Annotated in this window: 16 protein-coding genes and 5 tRNA genes; 1 reads left to right on the top strand and 20 read right to left on the bottom strand. The window is 42.8% G+C overall.

What is annotated here, in order from left to right; translation table 11 throughout:
- Window positions 1-29: 29 nt before the first annotated feature.
- The 20 genes from H7992_RS02570 to acpS all read right to left on the bottom strand — a co-directional run bounded on the left by H7992_RS02570 (window position 30) and on the right by acpS (window position 12,834).
- Window positions 30-103 (bottom strand) — tRNA-Gly (locus tag H7992_RS02570).
- Between the two features lie 103 nt (window positions 104-206).
- Window positions 207-293 (bottom strand) — tRNA-Leu (locus H7992_RS02565).
- Window positions 294-362: 69 nt separating this feature from the next.
- A tRNA-Lys gene (locus H7992_RS02560) sits at window positions 363-435 on the bottom strand.
- A 96-nt stretch (window positions 436-531) separates the two neighbouring features.
- Window positions 532-605: transfer RNA gene (locus H7992_RS02555), tRNA-Gln, on the bottom strand.
- 104 nt (window positions 606-709) lie between these two features.
- Window positions 710-784, bottom strand: a tRNA-Glu gene (locus H7992_RS02550).
- Between the two features lie 186 nt (window positions 785-970).
- Window positions 971-1,432: a SprT family protein gene (locus H7992_RS02545; protein WP_067205335.1), complete on the bottom strand. Its 462-nt coding sequence runs from the start codon at window positions 1,430-1,432 to the stop codon at window positions 971-973.
- Window positions 1,433-1,452: 20 nt separating this feature from the next.
- Window positions 1,453-3,609: a Tex family protein gene (locus H7992_RS02540; protein WP_187046558.1), complete on the bottom strand. Its 2,157-nt coding sequence runs from the start codon at window positions 3,607-3,609 to the stop codon at window positions 1,453-1,455.
- A gap of 729 nt (window positions 3,610-4,338) precedes the next feature.
- On the bottom strand, window positions 4,339-4,935 hold the full coding sequence (locus tag H7992_RS02535) for a PP2C family serine/threonine-protein phosphatase (protein WP_187046557.1): 597 nt from the start codon (window positions 4,933-4,935) through the stop codon (window positions 4,339-4,341).
- Entirely contained in the window at window positions 4,935-5,786 is an 852-nt protein-coding gene (sigB, locus tag H7992_RS02530; protein ID WP_255428564.1) for an RNA polymerase sigma factor SigB, read from the bottom strand. The genes H7992_RS02535 and sigB overlap by 1 nt, the downstream gene beginning before the upstream one ends.
- Window positions 5,755-6,234 carry an anti-sigma B factor RsbW gene (gene rsbW / locus H7992_RS02525; RefSeq protein ID WP_067205326.1) on the bottom strand — a complete coding sequence of 160 codons (480 nt, stop codon included), beginning with the start codon at window positions 6,232-6,234 and terminating at the stop codon, window positions 5,755-5,757. The genes sigB and rsbW overlap by 32 nt, the downstream gene beginning before the upstream one ends.
- Window positions 6,221-6,562 (bottom strand): STAS domain-containing protein, encoded by a 342-nt coding sequence (locus H7992_RS02520; protein WP_187046556.1) that lies wholly within the window; start codon window positions 6,560-6,562, stop codon window positions 6,221-6,223. Before H7992_RS02520 ends, rsbW begins: the two co-directional genes overlap by 14 nt.
- Window positions 6,563-6,629: 67 nt before the next feature.
- The gene (locus H7992_RS02515) at window positions 6,630-7,643 is read right to left on the bottom strand and encodes a PP2C family protein-serine/threonine phosphatase (RefSeq protein ID WP_067205324.1); all 1,014 of its coding nucleotides are present in this window, start codon (window positions 7,641-7,643) and stop codon (window positions 6,630-6,632) included.
- Window positions 7,644-7,657: 14 nt separating this feature from the next.
- On the bottom strand, window positions 7,658-8,059 hold the full coding sequence (locus tag H7992_RS02510) for an anti-sigma regulatory factor (protein WP_067205322.1): 402 nt from the start codon (window positions 8,057-8,059) through the stop codon (window positions 7,658-7,660).
- Window positions 8,060-8,061: 2 nt separating this feature from the next.
- Window positions 8,062-8,424 carry an STAS domain-containing protein gene (locus H7992_RS02505; protein ID WP_067205320.1) on the bottom strand — a complete coding sequence of 121 codons (363 nt, stop codon included), beginning with the start codon at window positions 8,422-8,424 and terminating at the stop codon, window positions 8,062-8,064.
- Entirely contained in the window at window positions 8,421-9,251 is an 831-nt protein-coding gene (locus tag H7992_RS02500; RefSeq protein WP_067205318.1) for an STAS domain-containing protein, read from the bottom strand. The genes H7992_RS02505 and H7992_RS02500 overlap by 4 nt, the downstream gene beginning before the upstream one ends.
- 170 nt (window positions 9,252-9,421) lie before the next feature.
- The gene (locus tag H7992_RS02495) at window positions 9,422-9,772 is read right to left on the bottom strand and encodes a type II toxin-antitoxin system PemK/MazF family toxin (protein ID WP_067205315.1); all 351 of its coding nucleotides are present in this window, start codon (window positions 9,770-9,772) and stop codon (window positions 9,422-9,424) included.
- A 4-nt stretch (window positions 9,773-9,776) separates the two neighbouring features.
- Window positions 9,777-10,067, bottom strand: coding sequence for a transcriptional regulator (locus tag H7992_RS02490; RefSeq protein WP_231885814.1), 291 nt, complete (start codon window positions 10,065-10,067; stop codon window positions 9,777-9,779).
- 134 nt (window positions 10,068-10,201) lie between these two features.
- Window positions 10,202-11,341, bottom strand: a complete 1,140-nt coding sequence (gene alr / locus H7992_RS02485; RefSeq protein WP_187046555.1) for an alanine racemase — start codon at window positions 11,339-11,341, stop codon at window positions 10,202-10,204.
- Between the two features lie 73 nt (window positions 11,342-11,414).
- Entirely contained in the window at window positions 11,415-12,422 is a 1,008-nt protein-coding gene (locus tag H7992_RS02480) for a LolA family protein (protein ID WP_067205307.1), read from the bottom strand.
- 58 nt (window positions 12,423-12,480) lie between these two features.
- Entirely contained in the window at window positions 12,481-12,834 is a 354-nt protein-coding gene (gene acpS / locus H7992_RS02475) for a holo-ACP synthase (RefSeq protein WP_067205304.1), read from the bottom strand.
- Window positions 12,835-12,942: 108 nt separating this feature from the next.
- Here acpS and H7992_RS02470 point away from each other — a divergent pair, with 108 nt between their 5' ends.
- Complete coding sequence (locus H7992_RS02470; RefSeq protein WP_187046554.1) at window positions 12,943-13,554, top strand: rhomboid family intramembrane serine protease; 612 nt, start codon at window positions 12,943-12,945, stop codon at window positions 13,552-13,554.
- Window positions 13,555-13,652 lie beyond the last annotated feature (98 nt).

Raw genomic sequence — 13,652 nt, 5'->3', positions numbered from 1 at the left:
ATTTGCTTATGTGTTTCATAAAAATAGTATGGAGCGGGTGAAGGGAATCGAACCCTCATCATCAGCTTGGAAGGCTGAGGTTTTACCACTAAACTACACCCGCATAATATTGGCACATCCGACGTTAGTTGAATGATAACCATTTCTTTCTTAATGTATCACTATACCCACCGAGGTAAAAGGGTCTTTTAATGAATCAAGTTGTTTGGTGCGGTAAAGAGGACTTGAACCTCCACGGGGTTAACCCCCACTAGGCCCTCAACCTAGCGCGTCTGCCATTCCGCCACTACCGCATTGCTTTAGCGACAAACTTTATTATATACCATACAGTTCATTTGTCAATACTTTTTTCAAGTTAATGATGAGCCATGCAGGATTCGAACCTGCGACCCTCTGATTAAAAGTCAGATGCTCTACCAACTGAGCTAATGGCTCTCTATTATATAGAAGAAGTAGTCCATGAATTCCTAAGAACCGAGATACTCTTCTTTTGTAGCACAACTTCTCGTATGCTTTAGCATTCTGAAAGTTTGGCTGGGGTAGCTGGATTCGAACCAACGATGACGGAGTCAAAGTCCGATGCCTTACCACTTGGCTATACCCCACCGATACGGTAATAAGTCGTTTTTCATGTTGTATAAAGTTCTTTCAGCACTTCGCATGAAGTTCATGTCAGACTCTTTTCAACACTTCGTTTCAAAAAAAGTAATGGTGACCCCTACGGGATTCGAACCCGTGATACCGCCGTGAAAGGGCGGTGTCTTAACCGCTTGACCAAGGGGCCATATAAGATGTTTGTCTTATGTACGGGAAACGCTTTTGTTAATGTCGTGCGCGCCGTTCCCAACCGACTTTTCTTATTATAAACAGAGTTTCTCATTTCGTCAACACTTTTTCATCAATTAATTTTAAGTATTATTGAGAACACGATTAGAGTGCGGTTTGCAGGTCCTCACCGTGTCCTCAACAATCATTTTACAGCTTGCACTACCACAATTTGCCCTGCACATTTCCCACATCTATATTTTCTAACGTCCATCCTTCTTCTCCGGTTATAAAGTAGCTTACATGATGTACACTCATATACATAGATAGAATAGGTCTTCTTATTCTTCTCAGTTAGTGGTCGGCAAAACCTTGGGGAAGAAGTGCGCTTTAGCAACTCTCTAAAATCTGCATCGCGATGACGGTAACCTCTTCCTTCTATATGAAGATGGTAATGACAGAGTTCATGTTTGATTACACCAACCAACTCTTCAGTTCCATACAACTCCAAAACCAACGGATTAATTTCGATCGAATGATTTGAAAGTATATAGCGACCGCCTGTTGTTCTTAGTCTACTATTAAACCGAGCAATATGAAGGAATGACTTTCCGAATGCTTCTAAAGAAACACTTTCAATAAGCTCCTTCAATTCTTCATCCGTCATAGCCACCCCTCCTTTAGTCGTCATTTTGCAGTCGGCGGTAACATCGTCAGCGAAATACGTCCTTTTCCTTTATCTACACCTTCCACCCACACAGTTACAATATCTCCCGAAGAAACGACGTCTAGTGGATGTTTTACATATCCTTTTTTCAATTTCGAGATATGAACGAGACCATCTTCCTTTACACCGATATCCACAAAGGCACCGAAGTCCACAACATTTCGAACGGTTCCTTGCATTTCAAGACCTTCATATAGATCCTTCATGTCGAGTACATCTGCTTTTAATAGTGGTTGCGGATAATCATCGCGCGGGTCCCGATTTGGTCTTTGAAGTGTTTCGATAATATCTTTCAATGTCACTTCCCCAACATCTAACCTAATCGCTAAAGCTTTGATGTCAAGAGCAGACAATGCATCCCCAGTTTCTTTCTTACCGAGCAACTTCTTGCTTGCATTCGCTTCTTCTAGTATTTGTTCCGCCAATTGATAACTTTCGGGGTGAATCCCCGTCGAATCAAACGGATCTTTTGCATCAGGTACCCGTAAGAAACCAATCGCTTGTTCATAAGTCTTCGCTCCGAGGCGGGGTACTTTCTTCAATTGATTGCGCTTCGTAAACAATCCATTCTCTTCCCGCGATTTCACAATATTTTCCGCGACGGTTTTGGACAGCCCTGCCACATATTGAAGTAGCGAGGATGATGCAGTGTTAACATCTACTCCTACCCGGTTCACAGCTGTTTCAACTACGAATGATAGTGATTCGGAAAGACGTTTTTTAGCTACGTCATGTTGGTATTGTCCAACACCAACTGAGCCTGGATCAATTTTCACAAGCTCAGATAACGGATCCTGTAAACGCCTTGCTATCGAAACCGCACTCCGCTGTTCAACTTGAAGATCAGGGAACTCATCCCGCGCTTGAGCCGAAGCTGAATAAACACTGGCACCCGCTTCATTTACAATGACATACGAAACACCTGCTTGTGCTTCTTTTATACATTCAACTATGAACAATTCCGATTCACGCGAAGCTGTTCCGTTACCTATTGCAATGATTGTGATCGGATACTTTTTCAGTAACTCCAAAATAGCACGCTTCGATTTTTCCTTTTCCATTTTGGGTTGATGCGGATAAATTACGGATATTTCAAGTAATTTCCCTGTTTCATCAACTATGGCAAGTTTACACCCTGTCCGGAAGGCCGGATCAAGACCTAATACCACTTTCCCTTTCAATGGAGGTTGTAGGAGAAGACTTTTCAAGTTTTCCGAAAACACATGGATTGCTTGCTCTTCGGCCTTTTCAGTAAGCGCCGCCCTAATTTCCCGCTCAATTGATGGAGCAATCAATCGTTTAAATGCATCTTCAATCGCTTCTTTTACATGTGGTGCAGAAGGCGAATGTGATTTACGAATCAACTCACGCTCAAGTCCTCCGATAATTCGTTCACTCGGGAAAGAAATACCGACACGTAACACATCTTCTTTTTCACCGCGGTTTAATGCAAGAACACGGTGTGGAACGATTTTTTTCAAAGGCTCTTCATACTCATAGTAATTTTCGAAAACGTCACGCTTGTCCTCTGCCCCCTTGCGGACTGCAGAAACAATCATCCCATCTGACCACGCTAACTTTCGTATGTTTTCCCGTATTGCGGCATCATCCGCAAATTGTTCAGCTACAATGTCCCGAGCTCCAGCCAATGCGTCTTCAACCGCATTTACGCCAATTTCTTCATTTAAGAAAGGCAAAGCAAGATCTTCCGGTGAATTCCCTGGAAACTCCATCAGTTTTTTCGCCAGTGGTTCAAGACCACTTTCAATTGCAATCATGGCACGTGTCCGTCTTTTTTGTTTGAAAGGTCTGTACAAGTCCTCAATTCTTTGCAAAACGGTAGCGCTTTCAATTGATTTCCTCAAATCGTCATCCAGTTTACCTTGTTCATCGATAAGGCGAATCACTTCTTCTTTGCGCTGTTCAAGTCCCTTCACATAGCTATAAGCATCTTCAATCGCTTTAATTTGCACTTCGTCCAACGAACCAGTTTCTTCTTTTCGGTAACGCGCGATAAATGGGACAGTATTTCCTTGGTCAAGTAATGCGATTACCTTTTCAGCTTGATGTATACTGACGGCCGCTTTCCCAGCTGTAGCCTCAACAATATGCTTCATCAATAAAACCACCCTTCCTTCTATAGATTCATTTTAACATAAGAAAAGCGCAAGGCGCCTTCTAGACGCGACAGGCATAAGTCGAGCCAGCGACGTGGCGCTCTTTGCCACATAGCTGGATTGCTTATGACCCCGAGCGGCTGGCGCCTGAAGCTAGACACTATTCTAAGTCAAAAAAACGTATACTTTCTTACCTGCGAACAAAAGCACAAGCGCCTGTTCTGTGGCGACAGGCATAAGGCGGGCTGGCGAAGCGGCGTTCTTTGCCGCACAGCCGGACCGACTTATGACCCGAGCCTCTAGGCGCTGGAGTCTGGACGGAAACAAAAGCGCAAGGCGCCTAAATGGATCGCAGCTTAAGTGCGCCACTTCCTGTGGCAATAGCTGCATGACCTACATCCTGTAGGCCCGCGACAGGCATAAGTCGGGCCAGCGACGTGGCGCTCTTTGCCACATAGTTGGATTGCTTTTAAGGAACCTAGCCTAAGTACGCCGCGTCCTGCGGCAATGGCTAGGTGACCCACATCCTGTGGGCCTCCAAGCGGCTGGCGCCTGGAGCTAGACACTATTCTAAGTCAAAAAATCGTATACTTTCTTACCTGAAAACAAAAGCGTAAGCGCCCGTTCTAACCGATATGGATTTGAATCTAGATGGGAAATCTCCATATTGCATTCTATCCGCAATCCAAGACTTTATAATTACCCGCAATAAAAAAGCCCACCTCCAACTCACAGAAGTAGGCTTCCAGCTATAAATGTTGCATCGTCACCGTGTTCAATTGAAGCCAGCACTTTTTGATATAGCTCACAAGGTCCCGAACTTTCCTTCAATGAAGCTTTCGGGCTTCTAAGTATGACGCCATCTGAATGGAGGAAAAATAGGTCTCCCTTTTCATAGTTGTATTGTTGCGTTTTTAAATTTTGCGGTCTCCCTGAAAGATAGCCCATTACCGGTAAAGGATAAATCATCTTATCGCAATCATGAAGCATATAAAAACGGACATTGCCAACACAACTATACTGAATTGTTTTTTGCTTGTAATCGACTTTGACGATAGCTACTGCCGCACCACGCTTTTGCACCATATGTTCATTACAGCGGCTAAGTAATTCGTCTATTGACTCATGATGATATTCTTTCAACACTTTAGGAAGAATTTGAGAAGATTGGCGTGCAATCGGTCCATTACCTAATCCATCCGCAATTGCGCAGATGAAATAGCCTTCCTCCGCATGGATAAAATAAGAGTCACCACATTCTCGATTTCCAAACTTCGCTTCCTGATAAACATACGCTTCAACATGCTCAGTTATTATCGAATCCACTATAACGCACCACCAGCCGACAATATTGCTTCCTGTAACTTCTTAATCGCTTTGCGTTGTAATCTTGAAACATGCATTTGAGAAATACCGAGTCGTTCTCCTGTTTCTTTTTGGCTCAGTTGTTCAATATATGTATACTGGATGATTTGTTTTTCACGTTCCGATAATACATTTAGAGCATTCGCAACAACCATACGTTGATCTGTTTTCTCAAAGCCACCATCATTCTCACCAATAATATCGAATAGTGTTATCGTGCCCCCTTCAGAATCAGCATCGAGAGTATGATCCATTGAGAGTGCTTGATAACTTCTCCCCATCTCCATCGCTTCGAGGACCACTTCTTCTTCTACATCAAGGTATTCCGCAATTTCACCAACAAGAGGAGAACGTTGCATTTCTATTGTTAACGTTTCGACAGCTGCCTTGATTTTTGGTCCCAGTTCTTTTATACGGCGTGGAACATGTATTGCCCATGTCTTATCGCGGAGAAAACGCTTAATTTCACCGATGACCGTTGGCACCGCGAACGCTTCAAAGCTTCTCCCGTATTCTGGATTATACCTACGTATCGCTCCAAGAAGTCCTAGCATGCCGACCTGGGCAATATCTTCATGAAAGGACTTACCGTTAGAGTACTTTCGGGCGATTGATTGAATGAGACGTTCATAGTGTAGAACCAAATTTGTCTGCGCCTCATCATCATTGGTTTCTTGATAACGTTTAATCCATTCAAGGACTTCTAGCTTCGTTCCACTTCCACGGAGAGATGGTTCGCTTCCTCCTGCTTGAGAAAGGGATTGTTCTTCCGTTTTAGATTCAAGAGGAGATGGTTCTTTCGACATCGACATCCTCATCCCCCCGCTCTCCACCGAGATATTTAGTCATAAAGACTGTCACACCCTCCTCATGAAGCACTTTTACATCATCCATCAGTGTCTCCATTAAATAGAGGCCTAGTCCGCCTTCACGAAGAAATTGAACTTCTTCCTGTTCATTGTATGGTCCTACGCGTTTCTTCGTTTCCTCAAAATCAAAACTTTTCCCATGATCCGCGACCATAATTTCTAATTTGTCCACAAAAAGAGCACAACCAACTACAACTTCCCCTTCATCATCCTCTTTATATGCATGCTGAACTGCATTAGTAATCGCTTCGCTCGAGGCAATCTTTAAATCTTCAATTTCATCATAAGTAAAACCAAGTCGGCTTGCCAGTCCTGAAATCGCGAGTCGAGCAACTCCAACATATTGTGCTTTTGCGGGAACCTTGATTTCAATATAATCATACGGTTGCATCTCTGTCCCTACTTTCTACCATTACGATATCCATAACTTCAGCTAAACCAGTTATTTCGAATAATCTTTTTAAACGAGTGTTTACACCAACTATCTTCACATGCCCTCCATTAGCCTTGACAGCTTTATAGAACCCGACAAAAATACCAAGCCCAGTGCTGTCCATATATCCAACTTCAGATAAGTCTAATTCAGCTTGCATGTTTTCCACATTTTCTGCTGATGCAAGACACTCTTTTAATTTCGGTGCTGTAAACGCATCAATTTCGCCAACAATTTTAAATCGTTGAACACTATTTTCTTCCACTAAGTCGACTTGCAAATTCATAATTACACCCCGAATTTCTTTTTTTAAAATAGCATAGTAGAGATACATATACCCTTATCATAAAATCTTAAACCTTATCGTTCTCTTTTTTAAAAATAACAATCGTAAAATCATCGCGTAAATGAAAGTTTTGGAGATACGCTAGCCTTTGGTATACTGTATCAGCAATTGTTTGTGCAGGTTCGTCTTTCACTTCCGACAAGATCAATTTGATGACTTCATCATCTATGAAACCAGTATCCGTTCTTACTTCGGTAACACCATCCGTCATCATCGCGATAAAGTCGCCTTCTTCTAGAAGGACTGATTTCTCTTCATAGACGACATTTGGATGAACACCAAGGAGAAGTCCTTTTGCATGAAGTTCCGTAAATTCCCCCGTCGCCGCCTTATACAGGAGAGCAGGTTCATGTCCCGCGGTAGCATATGAAAAACTAGAGTCCCTTGCATCATACTTTCCATAAAACATAGAAATGAACATCGAATCATCTACACTTTTTTCCACAATCCTGTTAACAATATCAAGGACATTCCTCGGGCTTGTATTTTCGTTCTGCAAACCGTCCATTCCAAACTTGATCATTGACATGCAAAGTGCCGCCGGAATCCCTTTTCCGATAACATCAGCTACAGCCACACCTGCTTCGTAACTATTATCATTTAGGAAATAAATATAGTCCCCGCTCATTTGCTTAGCCGGCTCTGTTACAAATCCAATATCAAGCTCTTTAAAATCTGGTTTCCTCGTTTTCAGAAGCGTATCTTGTACTTTTGCCGCTACATTCATTTCAATCTGAATTTCTTCCTGTTTTTGAATGAGACTCTGATGCTCCCTAAGCGCAAGCCCGTAATGAATCATCATTTCAATCAAAAAGTCAAACGAGTGCCATAGTTTTTCCGGCATATCCGGCAAGACTTCAGTGAGTGCTGTTTTATGGATACTGATAACGTCTTCGGGCGATATATCCTTTTCTATGAATCGCCTGCTAAATTGTTGTCCTACATAAAGATCTTCTTCATTTTGTCCATCTACATATTGCTTCAATATTTCTTTATACTGCTTCCCAACTTCCAGAGGCATCCATCATCATCTCCTCATCGGAGCCATTTTGTAGTAGTGATCGTTGTTCCTACTCCAGGCTCCGTGTCCACTTTAAATTCATCCATAAGCCTTCTAACGCCCGGCATACCTGCACCAAGTCCTCCAGAAGTCGAGTATCCGTCTTCCATCACCTTACGCATGTCCGAAATTCCCGGGCCATTATCCGAAGCTATAATCGTAATTCCGTACAGGTCATTTTCAGACAACCGCTTTATTTCTATCTTACCTTTTCCAGCGTATAAATAGATATTACGTGCTAATTCACTAATTGCCGTTGTGATACGTGCCTGATCGACCGTACCGAAGCCGGACTTCTTCGCTTCATTCCGGCCCAACTGGCGGGCAGCAACAATGTCCCACTCCGTGTATATGTCTACAGAAGACCAGTACTCCATTGTTAGGCCTCCAATTCTTTACGCAGTTTGTCCAATCCGTTTTCGAGATCGAGTGCCGTCAAAACATTCTCCAAACGAATCCCAAGTTCGATAAGCGTAATTGCAACGGCAGGCTGAATACCAGTAATGACGACTTTCGCCCCCATTAAACCAGACATACTGATAACATCTCCCAACACTTTTGCAATAAAAGAATCGATGAAATCAATTGGTGTCAAATCAATCACAACACCTCTTGCCGTCGTTTCATGCATCTTCCTCAATAAATCCTCTTGAAACTGGAGGGCCGTCTGATCGTCAAGTTCCCATTGAACAGAAACAATTAATGTGTCATTTAATTTCAAAATTGGAATTCTCATATTCATGATTGTTCAACCTCCACTACTGTACGGTTCGTCAGTCCAAGTGCCTCCTGCATTCCGCGCTGCAACGTGCTAGTTGTTGTGAAATCATTCAAGTTAATACCAAGCGTAACGATGGTTTGGGCAATTTCCGGCCGAATTCCAACCAGCATACATTTTGCTCCGACAAGACGGACTGCATCCGCCGCCTGAATGATATGATGGGCGACCATTGTATCCACGACTGGTACACCGGTAATATCAAGAAGTACTACTTCGGCGCGCTGCTTTACTACACCTTCCAGTAAGTTTTCCATAATTAATTTTGCCCGCTCGGTATCGATCGTACCGACAAGCGGCATTACTGATATCTTTTCGAAAACCGGTATCAATGAAGCCGACAGTTCCTGCAAGGCGATTTTCTGCAAACTGACGGTCCGTTCCCATTCCACGGAATAGGCTTCTATGATACTTTCGCGTAAAGGCAAAATCCAATTATCGAAAAGTGTCATATAAAACCGTAAATTACTTTGTTCAATAACCCCTTTTTCCTCCAATAATTCGAAAACAATTTTCGAAAAGTTATCAATCGCTTTATTTACAAATTTAATAGACCAACCAAACCGGACAACCTTCACAGTAAATTCCTTCAACTTCTCAGTATTGACAATGTCTTGTTCATAAATATTCGATGTCATCAGTGCCGCAAACTCACTACTCGTCTTTTCTACAAGTTGTTCAGGCATGAAATGAAAAAACTTCTCTCCCTTTTCATCCTTCATTAGTAATTGCCATCGTTCAATAATTTCATTAATATTTTCGTTTACGCCTTCCACCAGTTGAATACTCATAATTGTTCCAATAAGCCTCCTTGTGAATTCCAAATTTACGTATCTTCATTGTAACGAAAAGAGTGATGCAATACACTCTTTTTGTCATATTACTTAGGTAACGGAAAAGTGACTGCAATGAAAAGAACACCACAGAAACGAATCCATGGTGTTTTTTCTTATATGTATGCTCAGAATTTGATGAGGCCGAAACTTACTTCGAGCGCTTCATCGACCTGTTCCATCAAAAATTCATCTAGATGCGTAATCTTATCTGTAAGCCTCGACTTGTCGATTGTGCGGACCTGCTCGAGCAGAATAACCGAATCCCGCTCGAAGCCGTATCGTACCGCATCAATTTCAACATGTGTAGGCAATTTCGCTTTTTGAATTTGCGCAGTGATTGCCGCAATAATTACCGTCGGACTAAACCGATTTCCAATATCATTTTGGATGACAAGGACCGGTCTCGTACCTCCCTGTTCAGAACCAACAACAGGCGACAGATCTGCAAAAAAGACGTCTCCACGTTTTATTGCCAACTTTTCATCCTCCGCTTACGAGACGTTCTACCGTATGCTGGGCTTCAAATTCCACATGCAAGCATTCCGTGGCGATTCTAAGGTTGATTTGCGACATTTCGAGATAACCGTTCATCATCTCTTCCCTGATCGTATCCGATTCATAGTCAGTTACATATCGCTTTGTCGAAATATAAACGAAATCACCACGGTCCAGTTCCTGATGAACGACCGTATGTTCATTTTCATTCAGCATCCGTTTCGGAATTTTAACAATAACTTCTTTAAAGTTTTTATTTGCACGCAACGTTAGCACCTCCGACAAAACCGTTCCCTCATTTCAATACAAGTCCATCTTACCATTGTATACCGACAATGAGAAGACACGAAAGGAATTTTATTGACAGGATTCTGCAAAGCTGCTAAGTTTTTTTGTCGAATGTGCGAATATTATATATTCTGTCCATCTTTCCCTGTGTATATTCTCGGTACTCGCTTCGCAATGGAAACAGCAATTTCATATGGAATCGTGCCGAGTCGCTCCGCCCACTCCTCCATCGTAACTTCTTCTTTATCTTGACGACCTATTAGAACAACTTTTTCGCCAACCGCCAGTTCTCGCGGAAGCTTCACCATGCATTGATCCATGCAGATGGTTCCAATAATAGGCATTCGTTCTCCATCAATGAGTACTTCCTGTCCGCGCAGACCACGTCTCAAACCATCTGCATAACCAATCGGGATTGTGCCGATCCATTCTGCACTCGAAGTTACATAGGTACCGCCATAACTGATTCGATTGCCCACCTCCAACAACTTTACATAAGCAAGTTCGCTTTCGATTCGCAATGATCTTTCAAGACGAAACGGCAATTTCCCTCCTACATATTCCGAAGGCGCGATGCCATAAAGTCCGATTCCGAAACGGACTGCATCAAGCGCATATTCGGGATAGAGGAGGGACGCCGCGCTATTCGATGCGTGAACAAGTCGTGGTTTTTCCGACAGCGTCTGCACTAACCTCATGAACTTAATAAATTGTTCTTCTGTGTTTTCAGTGTTTTCTTCATCAGCACAAGCGAAGTGTGTGAAGATACCGTCCAGTAGCACTTGTTTAGTACTATTTACGACCGACATAAGGGACCGAAGCGCCCCCTCATCTCTCAATCCGATTCTACCCATTCCACTGTCAATCTTTACATGAATCTTCAATTGTTGCATGAATTTTTCGCTAACGTCTAATGCCGATTGCAACCACTCAGCACTCGAAACGGTTAGTATAATCCCCAATTCGGCTGCTTTTTCAGCAAACACAAGCGGTGACGGTCCCATGACAAGAATGTCCCCACTAATACCAGCCATTCGGAGTCGTATCGCCTCGTCAGGTGTTGCCACCGAGACCATTTCTGCACCAGCTTCAAAAGCAGCTTGAGCCACTTCAACTTCACCGTGGCCGTAACCGTCTGCTTTCACAACTGCAATTACTGCGGTTTCACTTCCTAAATAATCTTTCAAATTCCGAACATTGGCCCGAATCGCAGCTAGATCGACGATGGCTTGTGTTGGACGATAATGAATAGAGTCTTCCATAACAATCCCTCATTTGTACTGTAGTACTCTCCATTATCCATCCCTTGCCCTTTCTTCGTCAACCTTAGTTATATTATTTCATCCCCTCCACTTGCATCGATCCTGCTACTTCAATCAGTTCATCTTGCGTCAAATTATCAGATGCGATGAAGAATGAAACGCCTCCACTTTCCCAACGAATCGAATTTTCCGTAAGGGCTGCAACAGTAAATCCAAGATCGACAGGATCACCTTCAATGGAGACTGCCATTTTATTTTCCGCTCTAACTGCTGGTTCTTGAACAATAATGAACTCTTTCTCTCCTCCAAAAGTCATGAATGTTCGTGTACCGCTATCCATTTTCACGATTTCTTCATCAACAAGAGTGCCATCCGCCCAAGCTACTGATGGATAATACGTTGAGAGTCCTGTTGCTTCATCATCCGCGGCTGGTTCAGTTTCTTTACCTGTATTCGTCTCATCCATATCTACTTTGTAATCGCCAGCTTTTCGTTCGACGCCAAGTGTAATCTTATTGAACGTAATGCGAATCTTCTCCACCTTGTTTTCATCCAGTACGGAGACATACGTTGGTAGCAATGTCTTTTTGTCAATATGGATCTGCTGGGTTGGCAAAACCTTCTTATGGTTATTTCTCGTGGCCGTTTCAAAGACGTACGTTTTCTCTTTTTCCGTCATTGTCGCATTTTTATCAGCTTTAATATCTTCCGACAACGCACCTATTAAATACGCCTGGCTATTTTGAGAAGGCCAGTCACTTTGGAACTTGTAGGTCTTACCGAGTGATGGGGTAACAACAAAAACACCTTCTTTATTACGAACAATCATCTGGGAATCCTTACTTCCTGCCTGCGTTACATTAACGCGATAGAAAGACGGCTTCGTATGCCAAACAGCGACCTCATATGAACGCGGCTCGGCTCCAGTCTTAATTTCCATGGTCGCTTGCAAATCATACCCCTTCGCTTCATTCCACTTTCCACTGAGTTTCTTCATGACATCCTCTTTCGACGGCGACCCACATGCCGCAAGGACTACCATGACTACAACTAACAAAAGAGCAACTATTCGGCTACGCATACAGTTCATCCTTTCTCATTTCAATCGGGTAGGTCATCTTATGAGGAAGGACGAACAATTATGCAAGAAGGATAACTTGAGCTGCTGCTACGGTTCGCGTATGAGTTATAGATATGAAACCAGTGATTGAATCTCCTTTGAAAAACACAGTCGGTTTGCCACTCAGTTCAGGCAATATGCTGATATCCAAGAAACTACACTGCGTGCCAATTCCTGTTCCTTTCGCTTTAGCAAACGCTTCTTTCCCAGCAAAACGACCCGCAAGGAATTCTATTCGCCGATTAGTCGTGTGCGATTCGTAAATTTCCAGCTCTTCCATAGTTAAAATGCGCATACGGAATTTCGGAGACCTAGCATCCAACTTGGCGATTCTATCCAATTCGACGATATCAAGCCCAATTCCTGCAATCAAAATAATTCCTCCTTCCAAAGTTTGCAAAAAAATCGTCGACACCTTGATCAAGCACTGGAGCCTAGACGATAAAATATGTATAATGAAGTCATAGATTGAGGTGAATACATGTTTAGCCGTACAGAAAGCTTCTCGCAATACATCCGCCTCTATCCGGTGGTGACGTTTTTCCTTGCTTTGAATATCCTTATTTATCTCGTGACGATCATCCCGGTTATCGGGACACAAGTATTTAACACTGGCGTTGGCATCAACTTTCTCATCTCCGATGGAGAATGGTGGAGACTTCTTACACCGATATTCCTTCACGGCGGTATTATGCACCTGCTGTTTAATATGTTTTCTCTTTTCATTTTCGGGCCCGAACTCGAGAAAATCGCAGGCAAAGCACGCTTCCTGACAATTTATATGCTCTCAGGTATTTTCGCTAATATAGCAACATTTTTCCTACAGGGTCCTGCGTATGCAAGTGTCGGCGCAAGTGGTGCGATTTTTGGGATTCTCGGAGCATTTGGAGCTCTTGTCTATTATACGAAGCATATCCTGCCACAGCTAAGACAGATTATCGTACCAATTATTGTGATCAGTATTATTATGACCTATATCCAGCCTGGCATTAATACAACAGCCCATATTGCAGGGTTAGTCGTCGGATTTATAATCGGCCTCAGCTATTTTCATCCCAAACGGATTGTCAGTTGGAAAAGTAAAAAAAGATAAAGAAAAGCGCTGGAGTCTAGACACAGCTCCAGGTGAAAAACTTATGCGTTCTTATCTTTAGTTAAAAGAGCAGGGTTATCCCTGCTCTTTTTTGTACC

The organism is Sporosarcina sp. resist (genome assembly GCF_014302295.1).
Lineage (GTDB): Bacteria > Bacillota > Bacilli > Bacillales_A > Planococcaceae > Sporosarcina > Sporosarcina psychrophila.
Note: the sequence above shows the minus strand (reverse complement) of the source record. Positions and strands in the feature narration are given on the sequence as shown.

Bases quoted from the DNA above. Each gene is read 5' to 3' on its own strand.
- H7992_RS02545 (WP_067205335.1), bottom strand. From the start codon at position 1,432: ATGACGGATGAAGAATTGAAGGAGCTTATTGAAAGTGTTTCTTTAGAA.
- H7992_RS02540 (WP_187046558.1), bottom strand. From the start codon at position 3,609: ATGAAGCATATTGTTGAGGCTACAGCTGGGAAAGCGGCCGTCAGTATA.
- sigB (WP_255428564.1), bottom strand. From the start codon at position 5,786: ATGTCGATGTCGAAAGAACCATCTCCTCTTGAATCTAAAACGGAAGAA.
- rsbW (WP_067205326.1), bottom strand. From the start codon at position 6,234: ATGCAACCGTATGATTATATTGAAATCAAGGTTCCCGCAAAAGCACAA.
- H7992_RS02520 (WP_187046556.1), bottom strand. From the start codon at position 6,562: ATGAATTTGCAAGTCGACTTAGTGGAAGAAAATAGTGTTCAACGATTT.
- H7992_RS02515 (WP_067205324.1), bottom strand. From the start codon at position 7,643: ATGCCTCTGGAAGTTGGGAAGCAGTATAAAGAAATATTGAAGCAATAT.
- H7992_RS02510 (WP_067205322.1), bottom strand. From the start codon at position 8,059: ATGGAGTACTGGTCTTCTGTAGACATATACACGGAGTGGGACATTGTT.
- H7992_RS02505 (WP_067205320.1), bottom strand. From the start codon at position 8,424: ATGAATATGAGAATTCCAATTTTGAAATTAAATGACACATTAATTGTT.
- H7992_RS02500 (WP_067205318.1), bottom strand. From the start codon at position 9,251: ATGAGTATTCAACTGGTGGAAGGCGTAAACGAAAATATTAATGAAATT.
- alr (WP_187046555.1), bottom strand. From the start codon at position 11,341: ATGGAAGACTCTATTCATTATCGTCCAACACAAGCCATCGTCGATCTA.
- H7992_RS02480 (WP_067205307.1), bottom strand. From the start codon at position 12,422: ATGCGTAGCCGAATAGTTGCTCTTTTGTTAGTTGTAGTCATGGTAGTC.
- H7992_RS02470 (WP_187046554.1), top strand. From the start codon at position 12,943: ATGTTTAGCCGTACAGAAAGCTTCTCGCAATACATCCGCCTCTATCCG.